We start from the raw sequence: 24,421 nt of genomic DNA, 5'->3' as shown, positions 1-24,421 counted from the left end.
CGCGAACCAGCCGACTGCCGTAGCAGGCCGGCTGTTCCACTGTTTCGGCCCGCCAGTGCTGTGACCGGGATGGTTCACCGTGATCGGAAGGCGGCTCGTGGGACGAGCGCACGCGAAACGGCTGGTATTACTGGGGTATGCAGGAAGAGACCGCACGCTCCGCGATCGACACGTTCATCTCCGCGTTCAACGCCTCGGACGACAGCTATGTGACTGCCCTGCTCTCCCAGGCCCTGACCTCAGACGTGGTCTTCTGGGGACCGTTGGGTCGCAGCGAAGGAATCGCGGCGGTCGAGCGGTTCGTGCTGGACATCCGGCGCCACCCGGCGGGGACCGGCACGATGGTGCGCTGCTCGGCGGTGGACATGCCTGACGAATGGGCCCGGTACCAGTGGGTCTTCACCACACCTGATGGAGGCCCCCGCCTGACGGGAACGGACGTCGTCCACCTGCGACGGAGCCTCATCGACCAGGTCATCGTCTTCGCGGGGGAGATCGAGCCGTCCGCCTCCTGAGTCATCCTTCTGTCGCTGTCCTTCTGCTGAACTTTGCACCCTTAGGAGATCAGCACCGGGCTCTCGGTGACCTGGAGGGAGCCGCCCGCGGGGAGGTGGCGTACCGCGCCGTCGAGCTGCGCGACCGTCACCGCGTCGGGCCCGACCGGGGTGTTCGCCCGGCCCGTGTGCGTCCAGCGGATGCGTGCCGTGTGCGTTCCCTCGGAGTCCTCGACGAGGAACTCGCACTGCCAGACGTTGTCGGGCATGTCGATCTGGTGGCCGCGGCCGCAGGAGTGGATGCGCGCGTTTCCGATCCACTGCTGGAGGCGTTCCACGTTCAGCGCCGGGCGGGTGGGGGAGCCCCCTTGAGGCTGGAGCACGATGGGGACGCGGTCATTGCCCCAGGCGTACAGGTACATGCGTTGCAGGTCGTAGCGGCGGGCGTACAGACCTGTCAGATAGAAGCGGACCGCGTAGTCGGCGGCCTGGGCGCGGCTCGGCTTCTTCTGGAGGCGGAGACTGTACGTCGTGCCGGTGTTCCACAGCTCCGGGTGCACGCCGGCCTCGTGGAACGCCTGGTCCGCCAGCTCCAGGGCCTGCAGCATGGTCTCCGGCGGGTCCTGTGCGTTGCGCTGGTAGAGCTTGACGCCCGCCGCGTCGCAGTACTGGTAGCCGCCGAGCCGGGCGAACTCCTTGAGGATCCGCCGTCCCTCCGCCTCCCACAGGCGGCTCATGGAAGGACAGACGATCACCGCCCGCTCGTCGTGTGCGCGGATGATGCGGGCGGCGCGGCGGGTCATCTCGACGAGGGTGGTCACGCTGCCGTCGTAGTAGTGGGGATCGTTGGCCATCACCCACAGTTCGTACGCGTCGATACGGCCGTGCGACCGCTGGACCAGGGCCCGTACGAACGTGTCCCAGTCGTCGACGTCGTCGGGCGGTGCGACCCGTGAGCCGTCGGGGTAGGCGGCCTTGCGCCCGTCCGGCGCGGCCCAGGCGGGCGTGCCGCCGAGAACGAAGAGGGTGGGCAGGCCCGCCCGGTGGGCGCCGTCGAGGAGCCGGTCGAGCGTCGCCCAGTCGTAGGTGCCGCGCTCCGGCTCCAGGTTGGCCCACCGCGTCTCGCTGTCCCAGAAACGCACGCCTCCAACCCGGAACGTGGGCATGGCACCGCTGCTGCTGTTCATGGTGACCCCGAACATCGCCCGCGGCACGGGGAAGGGGTCCTCCTCCCAGCTCGGGGCGGGAATGCTCGGCGGAGCCGGGCCGCCGCCCGTCACCGAGGGCTCGGTGGAGGTCCCGAGCTGTCCGCTTGCGACGGCCGTGAGGGACAGGCCCAGGGCCAGTACGAGACCGAGGACCCACCGAGCCGGGGCCCGGGCGCGGCCTGCCCGGCGCGGGGTCGACTGCGGGGGCTCGGGGGGACGGACCGGTGGGGCATCCGTGCGCGGGGGATCTGCGGCGCCCGGAGCTCCGGCACCTGGGTCTCCGGTACGGGTGGCCGCCTGCCAGTACTGAAGGAGTCTGTTGAGGTCTTCCGGTCCGGCACCGCACTCCTGGGCGAGCTGGACGACGACGGCGTAGTCGTTGGGGACGCGTGCGCCGCTGCAGAAGCGGTGCACGGTGGTCCGGCTCAGGAACGTTCTGACCGCCAGCTCCTGGTAGCTCAGTCCGCTGCGCCGCTTCAACTCCGCCAACAGTAAGCCGAGTTCACGTGCCCCCGTCGCCTGGTCCAAGACGCCCTCCCCCGAGACGGCCACCAAGGGGGACAGCATCCCACGGGGTGTCCCCGTTCCCAGGGGAAATAACAGGTCACAGCGGTTCAGTCCGTTCCCGCCCAACTGGGAACAGCTCCCTCATTGATCCGGCTCCCGGCCGCCGGGAGTCTGAAGCGGTCGGCCGGGAGGGGCCTGGGGGGAGCCCCTCCCGGCCTTCGGCACGACCGGCTGCGGCACCGCGACCACGGAGCCGTACGGACCACAACACGGGGGACATTCATATGCGCAGGCACTCCAGGACGCTGTCCGCGGCCGTCGCCGCGACGGTCGGCGCCTTCACCCTGCTGATCGCCCTGCCGAGTTCCGCTCACGCGGCCGGCGAGGGCTGCAAGGACAAGGAGGGCGACCCAAAGCTGTGCGGCGAAGTGTCGAACACCTCGCATCTCACGATGCACAGCACCATCAACCTCGGCCGCGGTTCCGACCGCTGCGACGTGTGGAACTACGACGGCGGAGACAAGGAGAAATGGGTGTACGCCAAGTGCACCCAGAAGCCCCTCGCGTCGGGCGGGCGGCGCGGAGGCCGCGGGGTGGACGTGGACGCGGTCACGTTCAACAGCGAGGACTACATCCTCGACTTCCACGGTGATCAGTCATGGAAGACGAAGGGAGTCTGGACGAAGATCCGGGACAACGAGACGGCGACCTGTGGAACGGACGCCCGCTTCGGGGTGCCCTTCTGCCGGATCAGCTGGGATGTCCGGTGACCGGAACCACTCGGGTGCAGGGGGACGGAATGGAACCGAACAGACGGAAGTGCGCAGTCGCCGCGGGCCTGCTCCTGGCGGTCGTAGCGGGTACGGTGCCGGCCCAGGCGGCCGGCACCGGTGGACATGCGCCCGCAGGCCAGGGGCAGAAGCAACGGATCATGCGGCTGGTCCACGACTACTTCGTCGCACGGGACAAGGGCTGGCTCCTGACGGAGGACACCGCCGCGACGCGCCTCGGAGACGGCGAGATGGCCGACGGGCCTCGGCGACTGGCCGCCCACACGTCTCGTATCGCGGCGGAGGTGGAGGCCGAAAGCGGGCTGCGCGTCGAGGAGGTGAGCACGGGAACCTCGCGCAAGCCCAAGGTCGACATCCGTGGCCGCCGCGCGAAGGTCACCGTCACCTCGGCGAGCACCCTGAAGTGGAGCAACAAGGAACTCGGGGAATCCGTGTACAGCGATCCGTACGTCGTCGAGTTGGAGCGGCCGAAGAAGTCGAAGAACTGGCGCATCGTGAAGGTCAGGTACGCGACCGTCCCACTGACCGATGCCGATGAGGAGGTCTCCGGACTCGCCACCGGGCCCCGGCAGCGCACGGGCGTCGCCGACCAGCCCGTGGGAACCCTGGACACGAAGACCTTCGACCGGCCGGCGGCCGGTGAGTACGCCCGTTACTGGTCCGGGCAGTCCGTCTACCAGCAGTCGGACGGCACCTACTACATCGAGGACCGCTACAACTCGACGTACGACAGGGCCAAACAGGACAACAACTGCACCAACTTCGTCTCGCAGGTACTGCACAGCGGTGGCTGGGAGCTGGCGGACGGAGTCGACCCGGGCGACGAGGAGAACTGGCACTACGACCTCTGGGGGCCGGCGGGACCCTCGCGGAGCTGGTCGGTCGCCTACGAGTTGTGGAAGTACACGATCGACTCGGGCCGGGCCACGCGGCTTCAGGACGGTCCGCCGGGCGAGGCGGACCTCTGGAACCTCAAGCCGGGAGATCCCCTCTTCGTCGACTGGTGGAACGAGAACCTGGAGGACGACCCGGCCACCTGGAAGGACGAACGTGCCGTTCCCGACGGCAAGATCGACCACGCCATGGCAATCTCGGGAAGCTACACGGAACTCGGCTTCACCGAGCCCACGTACTCGCAGAACTCACCGCATCGCAGCAACATCCCGCTGAGCGTGGGCATCAAGATCGCAACCGCGCCGATGGTGGACCCCGACGGTGACGGCCGGCCCAACGACTGGCCCGCCGGCCGGGAGATGAAGGTCCACTTCTACCCGGTGCACGTGAACGACACCTTCGAGACGGACTGATCTCGGTACGGCACGGGCGGGTGTGCCGTGAGCGTTTTGCCTGTGCCCGCCGAGGCCTGTCGCAGGCGAGACTATTTGTCCCATGAACTCACATTTGTCACCACAATGCCCCGCACTGACAATGGGCCGTGCACGAGGCGGTACCGGGAGGCGATCCGACAGGGGGAAACGCTGTGCTCGTCCTGGACACGAACGATGTGCCGGTGAACGAACGGATCGCCGCCTATCGTGCGGTTGCCATCGGGGAAGGCGGCGTCGACGCCGTCGAGGAGGAGGAGCCCGAGGCCAGACTCTGGCGAAGGACCGAGCTGTGGAGTCTGGGAACGCTCACCCTGTTCTCCAGCCAGGGCACCGGCATGCACATCTCCCGGTCCCTCCGGCAGGCGCGACGGGACGGCATGGACACCGTTGCGATCAACGTTCATCTCCAGGGCAACGGCGGCTTCGCGTGGAACGGCCATGAGCAGCGCATGGCGCCGGACAGCCTGTCCCTGGCGCACATGCCCAGCGGATACGAATACTCCTGGTCCGACATCGGGGGCACGCTGGCCTTCATGCTCGACACCGAACGCCTCACTCTGCCGACGGACACGGTGCGCGCGTCGATTCCCCTCCTTCGCCACAGTCCCGTCGGCAGGCTGCTGGCGAATCACGTCCGGGGTCTGCACGGTATCGCCGACCAGATCGGTGACGGCCCGGAAGCCGAGGCCCTCGCCAATGCGACGACGGAACTCACCCGCGCCTGGATCGTGTCCGTCGCTGGCAGCGATCGCATCCGCGCCCAGGTCGCGCGGGAGACGCTCCTCGCGCGCGTTCTGGCGTACATCCGTGCTCACCTCAGAGAGCCCGACCTGACCCCCCAACGCATCGCCTGGGCGCACAACACGTCCGTGCGGACCCTGTACCGGCTCTGCGAGAGCGGCGGGTTCAGCCTCGAAAAGTGGATCATCCGCCGCCGGCTGGAAGGCGCCCGCGGCGACCTGGCCGCGCCCACCCTTCAGCACCGCACGATCGAGTCCGTCGCCCGCTCCTGGGGCTTCACCAGCCCGGCGTATTTCTCCCGCCGATTCCGCGAAACCTACGGCACGACTCCCAGCGAATGGCGCCGACTGTCCAGCACGGCAACGACAGTTTCGGCCGCGACCGGGCGAATCCTTCCAACCCCACGAACTCCACACCCGTGAGCGATGGTCATCGATCGCCGGAACCCATTCGGGCGAGGCCGGATTGGCTGTGGGGTTGATGTCGCAGGCTGTGGCTCGCCTGGTCGGTCAGGCCACGGCGGCGAGGACATCGTGATGGTGGATGTCGGTGTCCGTGTGGGCGGACACCTCAGCGGCACCCCGGCGAAGGCCCGGCGCACCGGGAAGTCCTCGCCCTCGAAGCCTTGCTGAGCTGTCGTCAGGCGGCGGACGGGTCAGTTTGCGGTGCGCGCTGGGTCCGGCTCGGGCGGGCGCGGTTGCGGTAAGGCTGGCGGCTTGGGCAATGATGCGGATGTGCGCGCTGAAACAGATGAGGTGGACGAGGCAATCGAGGGCGAGTTGCGGCTCATGGACCCCAACGTGCGAACGTCGCGTGGGCTGTCCCGGCAGCTGCTGGACCCGGAGTTCGTAGAGGTTGGTGCCTCAGGCCGGCGGTGGTCCTACGAACAGATGCTTGCCGAGTTGCCGGACATGTCAGGCAGTTCCGAGGAGGGTCCTCGATACGAACCCTCGGACATGACGGGTGTCCTGCTGGCCCCTGGGTTGGTGCATCTCACTTACGAGACCACGATCGGTGGACGGCGGGCGCGCCGGAGCTCGTTGTGGCGCAAACGCAGCGAGGAGACGGGCTGGCAGATGTACTACCACCAGGCCACCCCGGTCCCGCCCGAGGCCGAGTAGCCATGCAGATCACAGCACCGATGGAGTGCGGCTCGCCTTCGAGACCGTAAGCCATCAGCTTGTCCTCGTTGATGCCCGTGGTCACGTGCGTTGCGACGGGCGTTGATGATCCACGCCAGCGTGCGCTCGATCGGCGAGATACCGATCGAAGATCTCCTGGCTGTCAGGAGTGAAGGTCCACTGCTGCAGAGCTCGCCGCAGTTCGGACTCGGTCAGCCACCCGTGCCAGGCCACCTCGCCCGGATCGGGGGCGGCGATCTCCGGAAGCACGGCATCGCACACCCCAAGCCAGTGGGGGCTGAGCCCGCTCCGGTTGAGGAATTTGAACCGAAGGCACACTGCCGCCGGCGTTCCCAGCTCCTCGCTGAGCTCGCGGGCAGCTGCCTGCTCATAGGACTCGCCGACTCCTGCAGCGCCCCCGACGCCGAGTTCGTAGTGCCCTGGGAAACGGGACAGCTGCTCGGCACGCCGATGGACGAGAAAGCGGCCTTGCCCATCACGGCAGACCACCGTGGCAACTCGGTGCAGCCAGCCCTCCCGAACGGCCTCCCACCGACCGACCACCCCCAGCGCGCGGTCCTGAGCGTCCACACGTTCCACGAGTTCATCCACGACGCACACGATCGCAGAACCCACTGACGTCAGGTGAGGGTGGCACGTCGGGGATTGACGGCTACGTATGGCGCATGACCTGGTAGATGGTCTCCGAAGTCGGCGCGGGGTGAGGCGTGTTGTGCCAGCCGATCTCCTTCGCGCGCTTCACGATGGCCTGGCGGGCGGCTGCGGCAGCCGCTTCGTCCTCGAAGAACGCGACGGACAGTCCGTTGCCGGTGGCCGGGTCGACGAGGTGGTACGCAGCGTGGACGCCCGGGACTCCGGCCGCCGCGTCCAGCACCCAGTCCCGGTCGTCGTCCGGCATCGGTTCCCACACCGCTACTCGTGCGATCATGCTTCCCCCTCCGTGGCGTGTCGTTGTTCCCGCGGCCTGAGAGGGCCCATGGCCCTGTCGCGCGAGGAAGTTGCTCCTCGGTGAAAGCCGTGTCGGTCGACTGTGACAGATGACCGTGACGCTTCGGGGCGGATTGACCGGAACTGCGGTCGGACGTGCGCGGCGCACTCAGATCCCGGCCGGAGCGGCTTCGGCGGGGTGCTCGGCTTCGAATTCGCCGGTGGTTTCGAGACGGCCGACGCCTTCCTCGGCCACCTGCGCTACGCACGCCGCTCGGCCAGCCTCGGCGGCGTGGAATCCCTGGCCGTGCATCCGGCGTCCATGTGGCGCGGAATGCTCAGCGAGGAACAGCTCTCGGAATCGGTTCCGCCGGGCCTGGTTCCGGGTTGCCGCGGGCACCGAGGACACGCCCGACCTGGTCGCCGACGCACTCGCCGCGGCCGACGCCGTACTCGCCGACACCGCGACCGGCTGAGCGACCTGCAAGTGAGCGGCGCCGCGCCGGCCGAACAGCACGATCTTGAGCAATGCACAGCTTTTCCAAAGGAGTTCATCTCATGAAGACCCTGCTCACCGGTGGCACCGTGGTCAGCATGGACCCGGCCGTCGGCGATCTCGACCGCGGCGACGTGCTGATCGAGGACGGCGTCATCCTCGACGTGGCCCGGCGCATCGACGCGCCGGACGCCGAGGTGATCGACGCGACCGACCGGATCGTCATGCCCGGCTTCGTCGACAACCACCGCCACTCCTGACAGACCGCGTTCCGCGGCGTCGGCGCGGACTGGACGTTCCCCGAGTGGGCGGCGGCCATGCACGGCACCGTCAAACCCCACTACCGGCCCGAGGACGTCTACGCGGGCACCCTGCTCGGCCGCCTGGAGGCCCTGCACTCCGGGGTGACCATGATGCTGGACTGGTACCACGTCGCGCAGGGCCACGAGCACGAGGACGCCGCCGTCGCCGCGCTGCGTGACGCGCCGGGGCGGTCGATCTTCTGCCTCGGCGCCGGATGGGGCACACCCGACCCCGTCGACGCCGACATTCGCCGCGTCCGCTCCGACCTGGCCGGGGACGGCCCGGTCGCCATGGCGCTGGGCTTGCGGGGCCCCGAGGCCACCGGCATGGACACCGTCGCCCGGGAGCTGAAGCTGGCGGCCGAACTCGGCCTGCGCACCAGCCTGCACGTGGAAGCCGATGGCACGATCACCGCTCTGCACAGGCACGGTCTCCTCCGGGACACGACCACGTTCGTGCACGCCAACGGGATCAGCGACGAAGAGCTGCGCCTGCTCGCCGACGCGGGCAGCTCGATCTCGGTGAGCCCGGACGTCGAGTTGAAGATGGGGTTCGGATGGCCGATGACCGGCCGGGCGCTGGCCGCCGGCCTGCGCCCCACGCTGTCCGTCGACGACGTTCCGTCGGTCGGCGGCGACATGTTCTCCACGATGCGGACCGCCTTCGCCGTGCAGCGCGGCCTGGACGGCGGCCTGCGCTCCCGGGACCTCCTTGAGTTCGCCACCATCGACGCCGCCCGGTCGTGCGGGCTCGCCGCCCGAACGGGCAGCATCACGCCCGGCAAGGATGCCGACATTATCCTTCTGCGCACCGACGACCTGACGGTGTTCCCGGTCGCCGAGCCGGTCGCCACTGTTGTCAGCGCCGGCCATCCCGGCCTGGTGGACTCCGTCCTCGTCGCCGGCCGCGTGGTCAAACGCGACGGTGTGCTGGTGGACGTGGACTTGGCAGCCCTGCGGTCGAGGCTGCTCGAATCACGCAATCGGATCGCGGCGGCCGCGGGCATTCCGCTCGACGGTACGTGGCGTCCCCGGCCGGAATCGAAGTAGGAGTCGCCGCCGACCCGCACGTCCACGCGCGTACGCCGTCGCCGTGAACGACGTCCACGCCCGCCGCCGGCCTGCCGCGCTCGCCGTGCTGCGACCGGCGCCTGACTCTACGGTGACATCATGAGCGACCCCGAGCAGAACAAGGCCACGGCCAAGGGTTTCTACGAGCTGATGTTCAACCAGTGCCGCCCGGCCGAGGCCCTCGACCGCTATGTCGGTGACACCTACATCCAGCACAATCCGCACGTGGCCGACGGCAAGCAGGCGTTCGTGGACTACTTCGAGCGGATGGCCGCCGAGTACCCGGGCAAGCGCGTCGAGTTCAAACGGGCCTTTGCCGAAGGCGATCACGTCGTTCTGCACTGCCACCAGTTCTGGCCCGACGAGGAGTACGCGGGCATCGACATCTTCCGTTTCGACAGCGACGGAAGAATCGTCGAGCACTGGGACGTCCTCCAGGTCGTTCCCGGCACATCCGCGAACGACAACACCATGTTCTGACGGGGAGGCGGCGGGCCTGGGTGATGTCTACGGGCGGGTTCGGAGCGAGGACCAGATCTCCTGGAGGAGGGCGGGGAAGTCCTCGCCGTATGTGACCACGGCCGCGAACACCGCGTCGAGGGCTGCCTGGAGGGGGTCGGGCTCGGCGGCCGCGGAGAGTGCCGGCAGGGCCATGTGCGGCTGGGACATGGGCAGGGAGTCGTCGGGCGGGCCGATGGTGACCAGCAGCCTGGGCCGCGTTCCTTCGGCGTCGGCACAGGGCTGTGGTTCCAGTGGCTTCACCATGGCGGCAGCGGGGCCCACGACCTGGGGCATCGCCGTGTCCGGAGCGTCGTGGCCGGGTGGCTGGAACGGGGGCCGCCGGGGCGGGACGGCGCGGCCCACGGTCCTGTCGGGGACGCGGGGATCGGAGTCCAGGGCCTGCCACATGCGTTCGGGGTCGTCGAGGGGCTGCGGCAGCGGCCGCTCTTCTGCCAGGGCGGTGAGTCCTGCGGCGATCCAGTCGAGGTCGGCCAGAGCGGCCGCCTCGCAGGCGCGGCGGGCCGCCAGCAGGGCCACGGCACGCTGGGCGGCGGGGTCGGCGGCGTCGAGGGCATGGACGAGGGCGGGATCGAAGTCGAGGAGGCCGTGTACGTTGCCACCGACGTTGCGCAGGGCCTCGCTGGGCAGTTGCCCGCCCCACTCCCATCGTTCGTAGGCGAGCTGACGCTCTTCCTCCTGCTTCTCCTGCGCCTCGCGGGCCTGACGTTCGGCTTCGGCGCGTTCGGCGGGGGTGGGAGGGGGCGGCTGCCGGCGGGCGTAGTCGTGCCAGTAGGCGGCGATCGTGGAGGTCTGCTTCACGATGCGGTCGGGGGTGGGCGCGGCCGGCCAGAACTGCAGGAGATAGCGGTCCTGTTGGGGCTCTTCGTCGAGGCGGGTGTCGAAGTCGTGTGCCTTGTCCATGCCGTGGGCGCAGTAGCGCACGCGGTAGTCGGTCTCCGCCAGGTCCAGCTCCCAGGAGTCCTCGGCGGCCCACTGCACGAGCGAACTGCTGTCCGAGACGGGCCGGAAGGATGCCTCCACCACGTCCTCCCACACTGGATCCAGCGGCGGGGCGTGGTCGTGGACCTCGACGGTGAAGCCGACGCTGCCCGTGTGCAGCCCGGTCATCAGCCAAAGAGCGCCGGGGACCGCCGCACCGCACAGCCCGGATTGCTGCCCCGCGAACGCCTCCGCGAGATCGAGGCCGAAGTCGTCCGGATCGCTCTCGACGTAGATCTGGCCGTAGTGAACGTGCACTTCGCCATCGACCGGCCTGCGCACCATTGCCCCCCTCGCCTCCGTCGCTTCGCCCGTTCCTCGGAACGGGCGCCATATCCGGAGACTACGGCGCGGCACTGACAACGACGGCGACCGGGACAGTCAGGCCTCCTGCCCGGCCTCCGCCGGTGCGGCAGCCTCGACGTCGGCCCCGCCGGTCTGCCCAGGGTCCGTCCCCGCGGTCCCCTCAAGGAAGCCGACTGCGCTGGACCTGTCGCGCTCGGCGGCCCGGTGCCGGACCGCGGCGATGAAGGCGGCGATGCCGGTCGCACCGCCGCCGCCAACGACCACCCTGCGCCTCATCGTTCGGCCTTTGCGGACCGGGTGCCGTAGCGCGCCCGGTAGGCCGCCAGGTGACGTGGGTCGCCCGACAGGAACGGCAGGTCGGAGGGGACCATCAGCCGGATCACGAGCATGGGCACCGGGCTGTGCAGCGGACGGAAGCCGGCGTTCCACAGCCCTGGTGCCGGCGGCGGGCCGTCGTGGAACTCGCCGATCATCAACCCCTGTTCGGCGAACTCGGACTTGAGCGTCCGCTGCACCCCGTCGATCGCCCAGGCGACATCGGCCCGAGGCACCGCGGGGAACAGCACGCACAGCGCCCGATGCCGGTCCGGCACCGCCGAGGACCGCCCGTGCCGCAGGAACCAGTCCCGGTAAGCCCGCATGATCATGGCCACCTGACCGGCCGACGTCGGCCGGTGCGGCCACACCGCTGCCTGCAGCCCGTCGCGGGCGAGCGCCCCGGCCACAAAGGGGCAGACCGGCCCAGGGCGGCCCAACTCGGCGTGCGGGCCGGTCAGATACGTCTCGGCCCAGTCCGCGACGCGGCGCCAGACGACCGCGTCCGGTGCACGGGGCGGCACCGCCCGCAGCGGCCGGGGTGCGGGCAAGCGCGTCGGCGCTGCTGTGGTGGCGGCTGCGGACCCGTGGCCCGGCGCCGCCGTTGGGGCGGCTGTGGACATGTGCTCCGGCGTTGCCGTTGGAGCGGCTACGGGCCCGCGCGCCGACACCGCCGTTGGGGCGGCTGTGGACATGCGCTCCGGCGTTGCCGTTGGAGCCACCGCGGACCCCCGCTCCGACACCACCGTCGGAGCAGCTGCGGACCCCCGCGCCGACACCGCCGTAGGAGCGGATGCAGACATCGGCCCGGGACGGTCGCAAGCGCGGCGGTGACCGGTGCGGTCCGGCGCCGGGCCGACGGGCATGCTCAGCGTGCCATCGCGAAGTCCCGGCTGGGCTCGTCCGCGGTATAGAAGCGCACGGCGGACTCCAGCACCTCGTCCAGCGTGATCACGCCGTCGTGGTCCGCGTCCAGCGCGGCGGCCTTGGCGTGCGCCCGCTCCGGGGTCGCGCGCATGGCCCGCAGCATGCGCTCCCACTCCGGGACCGTCACCTGGCCGTCGTCGTCGGCGTCCGCCACCGCGATGACGGCGCTCGCCCAGGGCTGCACCATGCGCTGGAACGCGGCACGGTCGTTGTACAGGTACGTGGTCGCGGCCTCGACGAACTCCTCCCGGCTGACGCCGGTGTCGGCGTTCATGTCGGCCATGCCGGACAGACTGCTCCAGAAGTGCTCCGCGCCCGACATCAGTCGCCGGCCCTTCGGGCTGTCCTCGGACAGGCCGTACTCGTCCAGGATGGCTACGGCCAGGGCGTCGAAGTCCGCGACGGTCACGGCTCCGTCGCCATCGCGGTCGAACGTGTCGAACCGGGTGGCGATCTTCTCCTGGTAGTCGGCAAGGCTCATCAGCGTCTCCTCGCTGTGATGGCGGCGCGGTGTCTGACCCGCGCCATGCACATCCACCCCTATCGACGACCTCGACCCGTCACCACCTGAATCCGCGGCAGCCCATTGCGCCGTTCGAGGCTCAGTCGGCCACCCGCAGCAGCAGCTTGCCCGTCGAGGTGCGCCCGCCCATGAGCCGGTGCGCCTCGGCCGCCTCGGCCAGCGGGAACTCGGCGGTGACCGGCAGGTCCACGGTGCCGTCGGTGACCTTGGCGAAGGCCCGCTCGGCGAGCGCGCGCAGCGCCTCGGGCGCCGTCTGCGCCAGGGCCAGGATGGAAAAGCCCGCGACCGAACGGCCCTGTGCGTAGAGCTCGGGCTGGCCCACCTGCCAGGGCTGGTCCCCGCTTGCGTTGCCGAAGGACACCAGGCGTCCGAAGACGGCGAGCGAGTCGAGGCCACGGCGCAGGGTGTCGCCGCCCACCGGGTCGAGCACCAGGTCGACGCCCCTGCCGCCGGTGACGCGGCGGACGTCGTCGGCGAAGGTGTCGGCGGTGAACACCTCGTCGTAGCCGTACTTGAGGGCGTGGTCGGCCTTGGCGGGGGAGGAGACCACGCCGTACACCGCGCCGGCGCCCGCGGCCCGGGCCAGCTGTCCGGCCACCGTGCCGATGCCGCCCGCCGCGCCGTGCACCAGCACGCTCTCCCCGGCGCGCAGCCGGCCGACCTCGTGCAGGAGGGCATGCGCGGTCGGCACGACGGTGGGCAGTGTGGCCGCCGTGCGCAGGTCGAGGCCTTGCGGGAGCGGGAAGACGGTGGCGGCGTCGGCCACGACCACCTCCGCGTAGGCGCCGCCGCCGACGAGGGCGGCGACCTCCTGACCGGGGCGCAGTCCCTCGACGCCGGGACCGACGGCCCGTATGCGTCCGGAGACCTCCAGGCCCGGTCGGAAGGGCAAGGATTCCACCCGGTAGCCCTCGGCGCGCGCCTTGAGGTCCGCGAAGTTCACGCCCACATAGGCGGTGTCGACGGTCACCTGGCCCGGCCCCGGCTCGGGGGTCTCGGCCTGCACGATCTTCAGGACCTCGGGATCGCCGTACTCCCGGAACTCAACTGCACGCATCAGTGGAACGCACCCCTCGACTGAGTGTTCAATGGAAAGCGAACAGTGGGACTGTAAGATATTCATCGAACACTGGGCAAGGGGCTGTGACACTTCAATGAGTGGCGCGGCACGGATGCGCACGGCAGGGAGAGGGGCATGACGAAGCAGGCCGCGGGCGGCAGTCACCGGGCGGCGCCGGTCCACACCGATCCCGGGGACGTCTCCGTCCTGACCGCGCTCTCCGCGGTCGCCGACCCCGTACGCATCCAGCTGATCCGCGAGCTGGCGGGCTCCGCCGAATGGACCCGCAGCTGCGGCAGCTTCGACGTCCCCGTCGGCAAAGCCGCGCTCAGCCATCACTTCTCGGTCCTGCGCGGCGCCGGGCTGGTCGAACAGCGCGACGAGGGGCCCAAGCGGGTCAACCGCCTGCGCCGCGAGGAGTTCGACGCGCGCTTTCCCGGGTTGCTCGATCTGCTGCTGCGCGCCGACAGCGTGGACTGACGCGGCCGGAGGGGCAGTCCTGAGGGTCGTTCACCTGCGCGGCAGCGCGGGCGCCGTGCCCGGGCGAATCCGCCGCAGCCGGCGCAGAGCGACAACGGTCTGCAGCGCGGCCGCGGGGCGCAGCAGCGCGGGGCGGGGTCGGTCGGGCATGGCACCCCGGCCGATGCCGGCGGCGGTCATCGCCGTGACCGGCACGGCCCAGGCGGCGACGGCAGCCGCGCGGAGCGTGCGGCTGGGCTCGTGCCGGACGGTGAGCCAGGTCCAGAACGCGGCGTCGGCGAGGGAGTCGGCGTAGTCACCGAACGGGGTCACCGTGGCCTGGCGGCGGGCCAGACGCCCGTCGGCCACATCGAGGGCGACGGCCAGCACCCCCGACCAGTGGCTCGCCCCCACGGCGGTGGCCGGGAGATTTCCCCGGATCAGGGTGAGGACGTCGGCCGGTGCGAGCCGGTCGCGGTGCTCCAGCAGACCCAGATGCAGGACGACCAGGCTCCAACTGGTCAGCACCCACCGCCGACCCGCCCGATGCCGTGCGACGACGAGGAGCACGCCGTGCACGGCGGTGGCCTGCGCGAGCGCCCGGGGCCGGAGGGACGCCTGCCGCACCGACCGGCGGGCGGACGCCGCCAGGAACCGCCCGAAGGCGCCGGGTCTCCAGCGGCCCTGCGGCAGCATCCGCAGCAGGGCGTTGGTCGCGGCGCGGCTGCTGGTCAGATCTGACACGGACACCTTGAACGATCCCTTCCGCGCGCGCGGGCCGACGTCGGCTGGACCCACCATAAGGAGGCAGGCCGCGAGGAAACGTGAGCGCGCTCACCGATGACCCGGCGGGTCGGCCGTAGCGTCGTGCCCGGAGAGGTTCGGGACGACGTGGACGACAAGGAGTGCTCCTCGTGGCGTGGTTGCGGCGGACGGCGATGGTGGCGGCGGCGGGCGGGGGGCTGGCCGCCGGGTATCTGGGGCTGGTGACCGGGGCGCTGCCCGTCGACCTCGGAGTCGGCAGGCGTACCCGCCCGCTGGGGCCGCAGACGGTGGACATCTCCGCTCCCCGGGAGCTCGTGTTCGAGGTCGTCGCGAGGCCGTATCTGGGCCGCACGCCGCGGGCCATGCGGGAGAAGCTGAACGTCCTCGAACGCGGCAGCGACCTGGTGCTGGCCGAGCACTTCACCCCTGTCGCGGGCGGACGCCTGACGGCGGTCACGGTGGAGACCGTACGGTTCACCCGCCCGGAGCGGGTCGACTTCCGGCTGGTGCGCGGCCCCGTGCCGTACGTCACCGAGTCCTTCGTGCTGAGCGAGCGCGGGGCGGGGACGCGGCTGGTGTACGAGGGGCGGATGGGGACGGACCTGTGGCGTCCGGGCCAGTGGTGGGGCGCGGCGGTGGCCGCACGGTGGCAGGACACGGTGGCCGCGTCGCTCGACTCCGTCCGGACCGAGGCCGAGCGCCGGGCGGCGGCCTCGGGGCGGTGAGCGCATCCCGGCCCGGTTCGGTGAGCGCGCTTACAGTCCCCGCCGCGCCGGCGCCCATAGCGTCGTAGGCATGGTGCTGCGACTGGTGCTCGGCACGCTCGCCACGGCGATGGCCGTCGGCCAACTCGCCTCCCTCACCCGGATGCCCGCCATCCTCGGCGCGTACGGCCTGGTGCACGGGACGGCGGCGGCCCTGCTCGCCGTGCTGCTGATCGTCGGGGAGCTGACGTGCGGGCTGTGGTTCCTCGGCCGGCCCCGCTCCATGGCGGTCGCACCGGTCTGGACGTACACGGCCGTGTCGCTGACCTGGAGCGCGCTGGGCGTGCAGGCGTTCGCGCGCGGGGTGAGGGTGGACAACTGCGGCTGCTTCGGCCTGTACCTCACCCAGCGGCTCAGCTGGTTCGTCCTGGTGCAGGACGCCCTGACCCTGCTCTACGCCGCGGTACTGCTGCGCGGCGCCCGACGGCACCCTCACACCCCCCTCACCCTGGAGGCCCGATGACGACCACACCGAAGAAGCAGGACAGGGACGAGGTGTTCATCGAGTTCACCAAGTCGATCTGCCCGTTGTGCAAGACGCCGGTGGACGCGCAGGTCAACATCCGTGCGGGCAAGGTGTATCTGCGCAAGCGCTGCCGCGAGCACGGCGAGTTCGAGGCCCTCGTCTACGGGGACGCGGAGGAATACCTAGCCTCGGCCCGGTTCAACAAGCCCGGCACGATCCCGCTCACCTTCCAGACCGAGGTCCGCGACGGCTGTCCGAGCGACTGCGGGCTGTGCCCGGAGCACAAGCAGCACGCCTGCCTGGGCATCATCGAGGTCAACACCGGCTGCAACCTCGACTGCCCGATCTGCTTCGCCGACTCCGGCCACCAGCCCGACGGCTACTCCATCACCCACGAGCAGTGTGCGGCCATGCTGGACGCCTTCGTCGCCTCCGAGGGCGAGCCGGAGGTGGTGATGTTCTCCGGCGGTGAGCCCACCATCCACAAGCATCTCCTCGACTTCATCGACCTCGCCCAGGCCCGCCCGATCAAGAACGTCACCCTCAACACCAACGGCATCCGCCTCGCGAGCGACCGGCGGTTCGTCGCCGAGCTGGGCGAGCGCAACCAAGTGCCGGGCCGGTCGGTGAACGTCTACCTCCAGTTCGACGGCCTCGACGAGCGCACCCACCGCGCGATCCGGGGCCGGGACCTACGAGCGGTCAAGCAGCGGGCCCTGGACAACTGCGCCGCGGCAGGACTGACCGTCACCCTGGTCGCGGCCGTCGAACGCGGGCTCAACGAACACGAGTTGGGTGCCGTCGTCGAGTACGGCGTCGATCATCCGGCGGTGCGGGCGGTCGCGTTCCAGCCGGTCACCCACTCCGGCCGGCACGTCCCCTTCGATCCGCTGAACCGGCTGACGAACCCGGACGTGATCCGCCTCCTCCAGGAGCAACTCCCGGGCTGGTTCCGCAAGGGCGACTTCTTCCCCGTTCCCTGCTGCTTCCCGACCTGCCGCTCGATCACCTACCTGCTGGTGGACGGCGACCCGGGCAACCGCACCGTCGTCCCCATTCCACGGCTGCTCCAGGTCGAGGACCACCTCGACTACGTCACCAACCGCGTCCTGCCCGACAGCGGCATCCGCGAGGCGCTGGAACGGCTCTGGTCGGCCTCGGCGTTCATGGGCACGGCCACCACCGAGGAGAAACTGCGCGCCACCGCCGAGGCACTCAACTGCGAGGACGCGTGCGGCATCGACCTGCCGGCCGCGGTGAAGGACCTCGACGACAAAGCGTTCATGATCGTCGTACAGGACTTCCAGGACCCCTACACCCTCAACGTCAAGCAGCTGATGAAGTGCTGCGTGGAGGAGATCACCCCGGACGGCCGGCTGATCCCGTTCTGCGCGTACAACTCCGTCGGCTACCGCGAGCAGGTCCGCGCGGCCGTCTCCGGCGTTCCCGTCGAGCAGGTCGCGCCGAACGCGCTGCCCCTCGCCGACCGCCTCACCGACACGCCGTACGGCTCCAAGACCGCCACACGGAAGGCGGCGGACGATGACCACCGATGACCACCTCAAGGCGTGCTGCGCCGCCGCGTACTCCTCGGACGCCGTCGCCCTGCTCCTCGGCGACTCCTACCACCCGGGCGGCACCGCCCTCACCCGGCGCCTCGCCGACGGCCTGTCACTCACCCCGGAGCACCGGGTCCTCGACGTCGCGTCGGGGCGCGGCACCACCGCCCTGCTGCTCGCCGACGCCTACGGCTGCCACGTCGACGGCGTGGACTACGCCCCGGCCAACACCGCCCTCGCCCAGGGCGCCGCATCGGCCGCCGGTCTCACCGGGCGCACCGCCTTCACCACCGGCGACGCCGAGCAACTGCCCTTCCCCGACGGCGGGTTCGACGCCGTGGTGTGCGAGTGCGCCCTGTGCACGTTCCCCGACAAGGCTCGCGCCGCCGCCGAGTTCGCACGCGTCCTGCGGCCCGGCGGGCGGGTAGGTATCACGGACGTCACCGCCACCCGCGACCGGCTGCCACCCGAACTGACGGGTCTCGGCGCGCGGATCGCGTGCATCGCCGACGCCCGCCCCCTCGACGAGTACGCCGCCCTGCTGTCCGCCGCCGGACTGCGCACCATCCGCACCGAGCGGCACGACCAGGCCATGACCCACATGATCGACCAGATCGAGGCGCGGCTGGACCTGCTGCGTCTGACCGCCGGCACCCGGCTCGCCGCCACCGGTGTCGACTGGGAGGCCGCCCCGCACCTCCTGGCTGCGGCGCGCGCCGCCGTCGCCGAGGGGCTGCTCGGCTACGGCCTCCTCGTAGCGGAGAAGACACGCGACAGATAACCGCCCTCGTACGTAAGCGCCCTCACATACCCGCACCGGGCTGCCCTCCTAGCGTCGAGAGGAGCAGACACCAGCACGAGAGGACCTCATCATGACCACCACCCTGCGGGTCTCGCCCACCGCCGCCGTTATCCCTGTCCATGCGCTGTACGGCGCCGTCGCCGGGCTCGTCGGAGGCGTCGGGTTCGGCATCTGGATGTCGGTGTCGCGGCCGATGGCGGACACCGCGATGATCACCATGGTGGCCGGGCTGCTCGGCTCCACCAACGCCTTCGTCGGCTGGCTGATCCACCTGGGCATCGCGCTCTTCGCCGGGGTCGGCTTCGGTGTCCTGCTGGGCGAGTTCGCCCGCAGGCCCGTGCCCGCCGTCGTACTCGGACTGGCCTACGGTGCCGTGTGGTGGGTGCTCGGCGCCCTGTGGATCATGCCGGCGAACATGGGCATGCCGGTCTTCGACTGGAACGACGTCACCCGTTCCAGCCTCGGCGGCCACCTGGTGTTCGGCCTGCTCGCGGGCCTGACCTACGCCGGCATCGCACGGGCGACGGGCGGGCGCGCCGGCTCGTCCGGCCGATGACACCGGCCCCGCCCACGACGCCGGACGACCCCGGCACCGCGCCGGGGGGCGCCACACAGCGCGGCGGCGGCCCCCTGTCGTACTGTCTGACCGAGGACGCCGATGCCCTGGCCACACCGGTCTGGGGCGCCGCGCCCCCGCCCTGGGCCCCCGGGCGACGCGAGGAGACCCACCGCATGATCGACCGCGACGACGCAGCCGACGCCCCGGACCGCACCTGGTGCATCTCCGAGGTCGACATCTTCCGCGACCTCAGCGAGGCGGAGATGGACGCCATCGCCGCCGCGGCCCCGATGAAGACGTACACGGCCGGAGAGATCCTGCACAGCCCGCAGCAACCCGGCGAGGTCCTGTTCATCCTCAAACGCGGACGCGTCCGCATCTTCCGCGTCTCCGCCGACGGCCGCGCCCTGACCTGCGCGATCATCAGCCCCGGCACGATCTTCGGCGAGATGGCACTGCTGGGCCAGCGCATGTACGACAACTTCGCCGAGGCCCTCGACGACGTCACGGTCTGCGTGATGAGCCGAGCCGACGTGCACAAGTTCCTGCTCTCCGACGCCCGGATCGCGGCCCGGATCACGGAGATCCTGGGCCGGCGCCTGGCCGACCTCGAACAGCGCCTGTCCGACAGCGTGTTCAAGTCCGTACCGCAGCGCCTCGCCACCACCCTGACCACGCTCGCCACCCGCGACGACACCGCGACGGCCCGGCTCCGCCCCGGCGCGCGCCACCCCCAGATCAGCCTCACCCACGAGCAGCTCGCAGCCCTGGCCGGCACCTCCCGCGAGACCTGCACCAAGGTCCTGCACGACTTCGCCGACCGCGGTCTGCTCCGCCTGTCCCGCGGCCGGATCACGGTTCTGGACCTGCCCCGCCTGAACGACGCGGCCGGCTGACACCCGCAACCGGACCGAGGGAGGCACCCGATGCGACTGACCGTGCTGACCGTCCCCGACTGCCCGCACACCCCACTGCTGCGCGCCCGCCTGGACGAGGCCCTCGCGGATCGCCCCGACGTCACCGTCACCTGGCGCGAGATCACCGACCCCGAGCAGGCCGAGCGGACCGGAATGCACGGCTCGCCGACCCTCCTCGTGGACGGGAGCGACCCCTTCTCCCCACCGGGCCAACCACCCAGCCTCTCCTGCCACGTCGGCGACCCACCGACGGTACGGCAGATCCGAGCGGCCCTCGCCGCCTCCCACCCCGAGTAGTCAGCGGGCGAGGTGCCGCCGCACTCCCGCGAGAGTTCCCGCCATGACGGAGAGCACGAGCAGCGCCAGCCCCGCGAAGATCACGGGATTCACCCAGTCCGGCACCAGCTCGGTGCCCACGCCGTCCGACGTGACGCACTGCGCGCTGACCGGCAGGGTGCCCCGCGTCACGACGTGATCGCCCCGTACGCCCTGCGCCGCGCACATCTGGTCCGGGTCCAGGATGTAGAAGCCCGACATCACGCCCCACGCGTACGCACCGAACGCCGCCGCGCCGGCCATGACCGCGACCAGCGCGCACGACGCGACGCCCGGCAGGTGCCACCCCTGGCCGGCCGCTTGCAGGCGCGCCGGGCGAGCGCCACGGCGGCGATCACACAGACGACGGGTGCCAGGAACGGCCCGAGGGTGAGGGCCAGGAACAGAACGCTTTCCATGCTTGGCCAGACAGCGCGGGGGGAAGATCGGTTCCGCGGCCCGCGCCGCCCGCAACGCCCTTTCAGCCGAGCGCGTCGAGCGCGTCGAGTGCGTCCAGGATGTCGGCGGGTTCGGCGCGCGTGGTGTAGTCGGTGTCGACGAAGGCCCAACGGATGGTGCCGGTCCGGTCGATGACGTAGGTCGCCGGGACGGGCAGGGTGCGTGCGTGGCCGGCGTTGGAGCGGTGCAGGTCGATGCCGAAGCCTTCGTAGACGGCCGCGAGGTCGTCCGGGAGGTCGAAGGCGAGGCCGTACTGCTTGGCCGTGTCGCAGCCGAGGTCGCTCAGCACGTCGAAGGCGAGCTCGTTCTTTTCGGCGTACGACAGGGACTCGTCGGGGATCTGGGGTGAGACGGCGACCAGGCGGGCGCCGCGGGCGGTGATGGCGTCGTGGTGCCGCTGCAGCGAGCGCAGGGCGATGTTGCAGTACGGGCACCAGGCGCCGCGGTAGAACGTCAGCACCACCGGGCCTTCGGTGAGCAGATCGTCCAGGGCGAGGGTCTCGCCGGTGGCCGCCGGCAGGGTGAAGGACGGCGCCTTGGCGCCCACGGCCAGGGACCGGTCCGCCTGGCCGGACTCGGCCAACTCCCGGGCGGCCCGGTGCATTACGGCGCGGACGTCGGCGGGGATCTGTTCCTGGCGGCTGTCGAAGAAGGCGCGCAGTTCGGCGTTGACGCTCACGGGTTCTTCCTTCCGATCAACTTGGAACGACTGTTTCAAGATAGGGCTTGGAGTGCGCTCCACGTCAACGGTTCAGGCGCTATCTTGGAATTGGCAGTTCAAGATGGCGAGGTGGGGTGGCTATGCCGGACGTCAAGCACTTCGACCCGGACGCCGTGCTCGGTACAGTGACGCGGCTGTTCTGGCGGCAGGGCGTGGCCACCACCGGGATCCAGGACATCGTCGAGGCAACGGGACTCAACCGCTCCAGCCTGTACGCCACCTTCGGCGGCAAACAGGAGCTGTACCGCGCCGCCCTCGAACGCTACGTCGAGGACCGCTCGGGCCCGAACCTCGCCCGGCTCCGCGAAGGCGACGGCGGCCTGCCTGCCATCACCGAGTTCTTCACCACGCTGATCGAGACCCGGTGCGCCGGAGAGTTCGCACAGTGGGGCTGTATGGTCTCCAACGCGCACGCCGGCACCGAGAACGACGACCCACAAGTACGCGCGCTCCTCGACCGCCAGCACCAGCGGCTGCGCGATGCCCTGCACACCGCGCTCCGGGCAGCACAGACCCGGGGCCAACTGGCCGACGGGACCGATCCGGAATCCGCGGCCGACATCCTCGCCCTCCTCGCCCACGGCGTGAACCTGCGCTCCCGCGCCGGGGCCGATGCCGAGCAGCTGCGCCGGACCGTGGTGGCGGCGATCGGCTCCGTGACGCGCACGCGATGAGACCTGACCGGTCACACGCCGACCGGTCAGGTCTGCTCCTCACATCTAGTGCGTACTGCCGTCGTCGAGTCCAGCGATGACTACGACGTCCGCTTCGGACATGCCCAGAACCTTGGCGATCTCCTGAGTAAGAGACGGCTCCGGGTTATGCCTTCCGCTGCGAAGCATGTGGATGGTGGACATCGATCGTGCGGTTTCCCTCGCCATCACTCCGACCGGAATGCCGCGCAGGTCCATCAACCCGGTGAGGACCCTGGCGAACGGATGTGGCTCCAGCCGCCCAGCAGGGGCAACGGCAGGACCGAGGACCACGTCGCCCATCTTTGCTTGAAACCGGATCAGTTGGTCACCCGCAAACCCGACCTTCGCAACAAACGGCAGGCTCTCGCCCTCGCTGGAACCGACCGTGCCCGGCACCGACACCTCTGTGAACCTTGAAGGGTGACCGTGGTGATCACTCTCGATCTCCAGGGGATGGCCCGGCTCGACGTGGCTGACCTTCCAGTCTCGATTCCACCAGGGAAGTCCCCGCAACACCTCGTTGAAGAAAGGGGGTAGGACACTGAGATCCACCGGGTCCGGAGGGTTCTTCTGACCTCCCCAGATAACGCCGGGCCAGTACGTCAGTGCCGCGATCACGTCCACCGTCAGCGTGCGGTTGGCCATCTCCATGGCCACACCCTCCCACCAGCCGACAGAGCAATCTCCCGAGCCCTCCTGCCTCTGCGGCGTCGCCGCCCCCCGATGAGGATCGAGATCGGGGCGTACGCCCGCCGCCCGAACTTCACGGGGTGCGCCACGTCCGATCGTCGCACCGGCTGAGTACGATCACCTGTGCCGGTCTGGGTACGCGAGCGGTTGCCCGCCTCGCGGGGCGCCGGAAGGGTGGACGCATGCGTCGACTGCTGTTGCTCGCCCCGCTGTTGCTGTTCACGGTCGGCTGCGGGGTCGTGCAGTCCTCCGAGGACGAGGCGACGGATGCGGCACGGGAGGTGGCCAGGAAGGCGGGCGAGCGGCTGTACGGCCAGCGTCCGCGCACGGCGGAGGAGGTGGGGCGCTCCGCTTCCGGCATCGACGGGGTGGAAGTACTGCGGGTGACGGGTACCTCGACACACGACGGGGACGGCGTCGACGTGGTCGTCCGCACGTCCGGCTTGGCGTACAACGGGTGGTTCGACTCTGAGGAGGTCGCCGTGCGGCGCTGTTTCGCTGTGCGGGTGTCGCCCAAGTCGGAGTGGCGTGAGGAGCCCCGTGATGTGGACTGCCCGGATGGTCCTCCGCTGACCTTCGCCCCGCCACCCGAACCGCCTCGGCTGCCGTACGAGGAGCTCCGCGCGAAGCTTCCCCGGGTGCCGGAGGGCGGCCGGGTGGACGAGGCCGAGGTGCGCCGTAGCCTCGCCGCCCTGGACCTGCATCCGGCGATTCGTACCGAGGTGAAGACGGACGGCGGCCGGGTCGGCGTTCTCCTGTCGGTAAAGGGCAACGGCTTCGACCCGCAGGACTGCCTCCTTGCCCGTGTGGGCCCCGGCGCCACCGAGGTGTGGGTGCCGCCCCGGATCCAACGGATGCCCGGAGAGGGCGGCTGCACCGTCGGAAACGCCCTGGACCCGAGTCCGGCACCGCACTGAAAGGGGTGCCTGGCTCCCTCCGGCCACCGGCCCGCCTGCCCATCGGGATCGGTGGACCGGGGTGGCGCGGCGCGACCGCGGCGTAGCACGGGCGGGACCACGGGCGATCCGTACCGGCTGTGGGACAGCACCACAGTCGGCGCTCGGCGGCAAGATCGAGGGCCGGAGCGCCTCAGCCCAGCAAGCCCCGACCAATCGGGTCGGCCCGTGGGCGGGCCCGGTTCAGAGGGGATTACGGCGCCCCCAGCGCAGGTTGGCCAGCGGTGCCGCCGTCCCGGCCGCCATCATGACCGCGGCAGCGACCCAGTACCGCGTTCCCTGCCCCAGGGCCAGCACCGAGACGACGCCCACACCGGCGCCGAGGCTCAGGCTCAAGGAGGGCCACCAAGCCTTGCGGCGCAGCAGCCCAGGCACGGAGTAGAGCGTCACGACGGCGCCGGCCACCACCGCGAACTCGTACCACCCACCGCCCTCCGGCAGACTCCAGGAGTCCGCACGCCTGCCGTTGCCGCGCCGCTCGAAGCCCAGATGAACCGCGCCCGCCACACCCCAGCACAGAGCTACGGCCCCCGCGGCGCCGATCGCTGCCCGCCACCCCTGACTGATCATCCGCAGGATGCTACAGCCGGATCTCTGCAGGCACGCGTGGTGATCCGAAGGGGCGCAGAAATCGGTGGGCCGATCGGGCGCGGTCC

Annotated in this window: 31 protein-coding genes and 1 pseudogene; 19 read left to right on the top strand and 13 right to left on the bottom strand. The window is 70.6% G+C overall.

Annotated elements, in window-relative coordinates:
- Positions 1–137 precede the first annotated feature (137 nt).
- Positions 138–515, top strand: coding sequence for a nuclear transport factor 2 family protein (locus tag AB0Q90_RS03605; protein ID WP_012895409.1), 378 nt, complete (start codon positions 138–140; stop codon positions 513–515).
- Between the two features lie 41 nt (positions 516–556).
- On the opposite strand, the gene AB0Q90_RS03600 is transcribed toward AB0Q90_RS03605, so the two are convergent.
- A complete protein-coding gene (locus AB0Q90_RS03600) occupies positions 557–2,230 on the bottom strand; it encodes a helix-turn-helix domain-containing protein (RefSeq protein WP_363158783.1) in 1,674 nt (557 codons plus the stop codon).
- Between the two features lie 263 nt (positions 2,231–2,493).
- Between AB0Q90_RS03600 and AB0Q90_RS03595 the strand changes: the two genes are divergently transcribed.
- The 4 genes from AB0Q90_RS03595 (at position 2,494) to AB0Q90_RS03580 (ending at position 6,190) form a co-directional block, all read left to right on the top strand.
- A complete protein-coding gene (locus AB0Q90_RS03595; protein WP_363158782.1) occupies positions 2,494–2,979 on the top strand; it encodes a hypothetical protein in 486 nt (161 codons plus the stop codon).
- Between the two features lie 29 nt (positions 2,980–3,008).
- The gene (locus tag AB0Q90_RS03590; RefSeq protein WP_363158780.1) at positions 3,009–4,307 is read left to right on the top strand and encodes an amidase domain-containing protein; all 1,299 of its coding nucleotides are present in this window, start codon (positions 3,009–3,011) and stop codon (positions 4,305–4,307) included.
- Between the two features lie 173 nt (positions 4,308–4,480).
- Entirely contained in the window at positions 4,481–5,491 is a 1,011-nt protein-coding gene (locus tag AB0Q90_RS03585) for a helix-turn-helix domain-containing protein (protein ID WP_363158779.1), read from the top strand.
- A 312-nt stretch (positions 5,492–5,803) separates the two neighbouring features.
- The gene (locus AB0Q90_RS03580; protein ID WP_363158778.1) at positions 5,804–6,190 is read left to right on the top strand and encodes a DUF4440 domain-containing protein; all 387 of its coding nucleotides are present in this window, start codon (positions 5,804–5,806) and stop codon (positions 6,188–6,190) included.
- Positions 6,191–6,271: 81 nt separating this feature from the next.
- Here the strand turns inward: AB0Q90_RS03580 and AB0Q90_RS03575 are convergent, their stop codons facing one another.
- Entirely contained in the window at positions 6,272–6,802 is a 531-nt protein-coding gene (locus AB0Q90_RS03575) for an NUDIX domain-containing protein (RefSeq protein ID WP_363158777.1), read from the bottom strand.
- Positions 6,803–6,863: 61 nt separating this feature from the next.
- Positions 6,864–7,139, bottom strand: coding sequence for a hypothetical protein (locus AB0Q90_RS03570; RefSeq protein WP_363158776.1), 276 nt, complete (start codon positions 7,137–7,139; stop codon positions 6,864–6,866).
- Between the two features lie 102 nt (positions 7,140–7,241).
- Here AB0Q90_RS03570 and AB0Q90_RS03565 point away from each other — a divergent pair, with 102 nt between their 5' ends.
- The 4 genes and pseudogenes from AB0Q90_RS03565 (at position 7,242) to AB0Q90_RS03550 (ending at position 9,487) form a co-directional block, all read left to right on the top strand.
- Complete coding sequence (locus AB0Q90_RS03565; RefSeq protein WP_363158775.1) at positions 7,242–7,700, top strand: PLP-dependent transferase; 459 nt, start codon at positions 7,242–7,244, stop codon at positions 7,698–7,700.
- Positions 7,697–7,894, top strand: coding sequence for a hypothetical protein (locus tag AB0Q90_RS03560; protein WP_363158774.1), 198 nt, complete (start codon positions 7,697–7,699; stop codon positions 7,892–7,894). The genes AB0Q90_RS03565 and AB0Q90_RS03560 overlap by 4 nt, the downstream gene beginning before the upstream one ends.
- Before the next feature lie 42 nt (positions 7,895–7,936).
- Positions 7,937–8,986 (top strand): annotated as a pseudogene (locus AB0Q90_RS03555) (amidohydrolase family protein); the annotation flags it as partial.
- Between the two features lie 120 nt (positions 8,987–9,106).
- Positions 9,107–9,487 (top strand): nuclear transport factor 2 family protein, encoded by a 381-nt coding sequence (locus AB0Q90_RS03550; protein WP_363158773.1) that lies wholly within the window; start codon positions 9,107–9,109, stop codon positions 9,485–9,487.
- Between the two features lie 27 nt (positions 9,488–9,514).
- Here AB0Q90_RS03550 and AB0Q90_RS03545 read toward each other — a convergent pair whose 3' ends face one another.
- The 5 genes from AB0Q90_RS03545 to AB0Q90_RS03525 form a co-directional block, all read right to left on the bottom strand.
- A complete protein-coding gene (locus tag AB0Q90_RS03545; protein WP_363158772.1) occupies positions 9,515–10,792 on the bottom strand; it encodes a hypothetical protein in 1,278 nt (425 codons plus the stop codon).
- Between the two features lie 96 nt (positions 10,793–10,888).
- Positions 10,889–11,089 carry a hypothetical protein gene (locus AB0Q90_RS03540; protein WP_363158771.1) on the bottom strand — a complete coding sequence of 67 codons (201 nt, stop codon included), beginning with the start codon at positions 11,087–11,089 and terminating at the stop codon, positions 10,889–10,891.
- Positions 11,086–11,679: a DUF6875 domain-containing protein gene (locus AB0Q90_RS03535; protein ID WP_363158770.1), complete on the bottom strand. Its 594-nt coding sequence runs from the start codon at positions 11,677–11,679 to the stop codon at positions 11,086–11,088. Before AB0Q90_RS03535 ends, AB0Q90_RS03540 begins: the two co-directional genes overlap by 4 nt.
- Before the next feature lie 317 nt (positions 11,680–11,996).
- Complete coding sequence (locus AB0Q90_RS03530; protein ID WP_363158769.1) at positions 11,997–12,536, bottom strand: EF-hand domain-containing protein; 540 nt, start codon at positions 12,534–12,536, stop codon at positions 11,997–11,999.
- A gap of 121 nt (positions 12,537–12,657) precedes the next feature.
- Positions 12,658–13,635, bottom strand: coding sequence for a zinc-binding dehydrogenase (locus AB0Q90_RS03525; RefSeq protein WP_363158768.1), 978 nt, complete (start codon positions 13,633–13,635; stop codon positions 12,658–12,660).
- A gap of 138 nt (positions 13,636–13,773) precedes the next feature.
- Here AB0Q90_RS03525 and AB0Q90_RS03520 point away from each other — a divergent pair, with 138 nt between their 5' ends.
- Positions 13,774–14,118, top strand: a complete 345-nt coding sequence (locus AB0Q90_RS03520; RefSeq protein WP_363158767.1) for a helix-turn-helix transcriptional regulator — start codon at positions 13,774–13,776, stop codon at positions 14,116–14,118.
- A gap of 30 nt (positions 14,119–14,148) precedes the next feature.
- On the opposite strand, the gene AB0Q90_RS03515 is transcribed toward AB0Q90_RS03520, so the two are convergent.
- A complete protein-coding gene (locus AB0Q90_RS03515; protein ID WP_363158766.1) occupies positions 14,149–14,841 on the bottom strand; it encodes a CDP-alcohol phosphatidyltransferase family protein in 693 nt (230 codons plus the stop codon).
- Positions 14,842–15,011: 170 nt separating this feature from the next.
- On the opposite strand from AB0Q90_RS03515, the gene AB0Q90_RS03510 reads away from it, so the two are divergent.
- The 7 genes from AB0Q90_RS03510 to AB0Q90_RS03480 all read left to right on the top strand — a co-directional run bounded on the left by AB0Q90_RS03510 (position 15,012) and on the right by AB0Q90_RS03480 (position 20,226).
- Entirely contained in the window at positions 15,012–15,587 is a 576-nt protein-coding gene (locus AB0Q90_RS03510) for an SRPBCC family protein (RefSeq protein WP_363158765.1), read from the top strand.
- Positions 15,588–15,657: 70 nt separating this feature from the next.
- On the top strand, positions 15,658–16,089 hold the full coding sequence (locus tag AB0Q90_RS03505) for a MauE/DoxX family redox-associated membrane protein (RefSeq protein ID WP_363158764.1): 432 nt from the start codon (positions 15,658–15,660) through the stop codon (positions 16,087–16,089).
- Entirely contained in the window at positions 16,086–17,648 is a 1,563-nt protein-coding gene (locus AB0Q90_RS03500; RefSeq protein ID WP_363158763.1) for a radical SAM protein, read from the top strand. Before AB0Q90_RS03505 ends, AB0Q90_RS03500 begins: the two co-directional genes overlap by 4 nt.
- On the top strand, positions 17,635–18,432 hold the full coding sequence (locus tag AB0Q90_RS03495; protein WP_363158762.1) for a methyltransferase domain-containing protein: 798 nt from the start codon (positions 17,635–17,637) through the stop codon (positions 18,430–18,432). The genes AB0Q90_RS03500 and AB0Q90_RS03495 overlap by 14 nt, the downstream gene beginning before the upstream one ends.
- A gap of 91 nt (positions 18,433–18,523) precedes the next feature.
- On the top strand, positions 18,524–19,009 hold the full coding sequence (locus AB0Q90_RS03490; RefSeq protein ID WP_363158761.1) for a hypothetical protein: 486 nt from the start codon (positions 18,524–18,526) through the stop codon (positions 19,007–19,009).
- Entirely contained in the window at positions 19,006–19,908 is a 903-nt protein-coding gene (locus AB0Q90_RS03485; RefSeq protein WP_363158760.1) for a Crp/Fnr family transcriptional regulator, read from the top strand. The genes AB0Q90_RS03490 and AB0Q90_RS03485 overlap by 4 nt, the downstream gene beginning before the upstream one ends.
- Before the next feature lie 30 nt (positions 19,909–19,938).
- Complete coding sequence (locus tag AB0Q90_RS03480; RefSeq protein WP_363158759.1) at positions 19,939–20,226, top strand: thioredoxin family protein; 288 nt, start codon at positions 19,939–19,941, stop codon at positions 20,224–20,226.
- Here AB0Q90_RS03480 and AB0Q90_RS03475 read toward each other — a convergent pair whose 3' ends face one another.
- Both AB0Q90_RS03475 and AB0Q90_RS03470 read right to left on the bottom strand, forming a co-directional pair.
- Positions 20,227–20,508 (bottom strand): hypothetical protein, encoded by a 282-nt coding sequence (locus AB0Q90_RS03475; protein ID WP_363158758.1) that lies wholly within the window; start codon positions 20,506–20,508, stop codon positions 20,227–20,229.
- A gap of 217 nt (positions 20,509–20,725) precedes the next feature.
- Positions 20,726–21,382, bottom strand: coding sequence for a peroxiredoxin-like family protein (locus AB0Q90_RS03470; RefSeq protein ID WP_363158757.1), 657 nt, complete (start codon positions 21,380–21,382; stop codon positions 20,726–20,728).
- A 122-nt stretch (positions 21,383–21,504) separates the two neighbouring features.
- Between AB0Q90_RS03470 and AB0Q90_RS03465 the strand changes: the two genes are divergently transcribed.
- Positions 21,505–22,098 (top strand): TetR/AcrR family transcriptional regulator, encoded by a 594-nt coding sequence (locus AB0Q90_RS03465; RefSeq protein WP_363158756.1) that lies wholly within the window; start codon positions 21,505–21,507, stop codon positions 22,096–22,098.
- A gap of 45 nt (positions 22,099–22,143) precedes the next feature.
- On the opposite strand, the gene AB0Q90_RS03460 is transcribed toward AB0Q90_RS03465, so the two are convergent.
- A complete protein-coding gene (locus tag AB0Q90_RS03460) occupies positions 22,144–22,770 on the bottom strand; it encodes an XRE family transcriptional regulator (RefSeq protein WP_363158755.1) in 627 nt (208 codons plus the stop codon).
- Between the two features lie 221 nt (positions 22,771–22,991).
- Between AB0Q90_RS03460 and AB0Q90_RS03455 the strand changes: the two genes are divergently transcribed.
- Positions 22,992–23,726, top strand: coding sequence for a translation initiation factor IF-2 (locus AB0Q90_RS03455; RefSeq protein ID WP_363158754.1), 735 nt, complete (start codon positions 22,992–22,994; stop codon positions 23,724–23,726).
- Positions 23,727–23,948: 222 nt separating this feature from the next.
- Here AB0Q90_RS03455 and AB0Q90_RS03450 read toward each other — a convergent pair whose 3' ends face one another.
- Positions 23,949–24,335, bottom strand: a complete 387-nt coding sequence (locus tag AB0Q90_RS03450; RefSeq protein WP_363158753.1) for a hypothetical protein — start codon at positions 24,333–24,335, stop codon at positions 23,949–23,951.
- Between the last annotated feature and the right edge of the window lie 86 nt (positions 24,336–24,421).

Origin of the sequence: Streptomyces sp. NPDC079141 (assembly GCF_040686775.1) — a bacterium.
Lineage (GTDB): Bacteria > Actinomycetota > Actinomycetes > Streptomycetales > Streptomycetaceae > Streptomyces.
This window is presented reverse-complemented; position numbering and strand designations above follow the sequence as displayed.

Bases quoted from the DNA above. Each gene is read 5' to 3' on its own strand.
- AB0Q90_RS03480 (WP_363158759.1), top strand. From the start codon at position 19,939: ATGCGACTGACCGTGCTGACCGTCCCCGACTGCCCGCACACCCCACTG.
- AB0Q90_RS03605 (WP_012895409.1), top strand. From the start codon at position 138: ATGCAGGAAGAGACCGCACGCTCCGCGATCGACACGTTCATCTCCGCG.
- AB0Q90_RS03525 (WP_363158768.1), bottom strand. From the start codon at position 13,635: ATGCGTGCAGTTGAGTTCCGGGAGTACGGCGATCCCGAGGTCCTGAAG.
- AB0Q90_RS03500 (WP_363158763.1), top strand. From the start codon at position 16,086: ATGACGACCACACCGAAGAAGCAGGACAGGGACGAGGTGTTCATCGAG.
- AB0Q90_RS03495 (WP_363158762.1), top strand. From the start codon at position 17,635: ATGACCACCGATGACCACCTCAAGGCGTGCTGCGCCGCCGCGTACTCC.
- AB0Q90_RS03545 (WP_363158772.1), bottom strand. From the start codon at position 10,792: ATGGTGCGCAGGCCGGTCGATGGCGAAGTGCACGTTCACTACGGCCAG.
- AB0Q90_RS03475 (WP_363158758.1), bottom strand. From the start codon at position 20,508: ATGGCCGGCGCGGCGGCGTTCGGTGCGTACGCGTGGGGCGTGATGTCG.
- AB0Q90_RS03455 (WP_363158754.1), top strand. From the start codon at position 22,992: ATGCGTCGACTGCTGTTGCTCGCCCCGCTGTTGCTGTTCACGGTCGGC.
- AB0Q90_RS03505 (WP_363158764.1), top strand. From the start codon at position 15,658: ATGGTGCTGCGACTGGTGCTCGGCACGCTCGCCACGGCGATGGCCGTC.
- AB0Q90_RS03460 (WP_363158755.1), bottom strand. From the start codon at position 22,770: ATGGAGATGGCCAACCGCACGCTGACGGTGGACGTGATCGCGGCACTG.
- AB0Q90_RS03465 (WP_363158756.1), top strand. From the start codon at position 21,505: ATGCCGGACGTCAAGCACTTCGACCCGGACGCCGTGCTCGGTACAGTG.
- AB0Q90_RS03530 (WP_363158769.1), bottom strand. From the start codon at position 12,536: ATGAGCCTTGCCGACTACCAGGAGAAGATCGCCACCCGGTTCGACACG.
- AB0Q90_RS03490 (WP_363158761.1), top strand. From the start codon at position 18,524: ATGACCACCACCCTGCGGGTCTCGCCCACCGCCGCCGTTATCCCTGTC.
- AB0Q90_RS03550 (WP_363158773.1), top strand. From the start codon at position 9,107: ATGAGCGACCCCGAGCAGAACAAGGCCACGGCCAAGGGTTTCTACGAG.
- AB0Q90_RS03560 (WP_363158774.1), top strand. From the start codon at position 7,697: ATGAAGACCCTGCTCACCGGTGGCACCGTGGTCAGCATGGACCCGGCC.
- AB0Q90_RS03540 (WP_363158771.1), bottom strand. From the start codon at position 11,089: ATGAGGCGCAGGGTGGTCGTTGGCGGCGGCGGTGCGACCGGCATCGCC.
- AB0Q90_RS03590 (WP_363158780.1), top strand. From the start codon at position 3,009: ATGGAACCGAACAGACGGAAGTGCGCAGTCGCCGCGGGCCTGCTCCTG.
- AB0Q90_RS03520 (WP_363158767.1), top strand. From the start codon at position 13,774: ATGACGAAGCAGGCCGCGGGCGGCAGTCACCGGGCGGCGCCGGTCCAC.
- AB0Q90_RS03595 (WP_363158782.1), top strand. From the start codon at position 2,494: ATGCGCAGGCACTCCAGGACGCTGTCCGCGGCCGTCGCCGCGACGGTC.
- AB0Q90_RS03450 (WP_363158753.1), bottom strand. From the start codon at position 24,335: ATGATCAGTCAGGGGTGGCGGGCAGCGATCGGCGCCGCGGGGGCCGTA.
- AB0Q90_RS03485 (WP_363158760.1), top strand. From the start codon at position 19,006: ATGACACCGGCCCCGCCCACGACGCCGGACGACCCCGGCACCGCGCCG.
- AB0Q90_RS03570 (WP_363158776.1), bottom strand. From the start codon at position 7,139: ATGATCGCACGAGTAGCGGTGTGGGAACCGATGCCGGACGACGACCGG.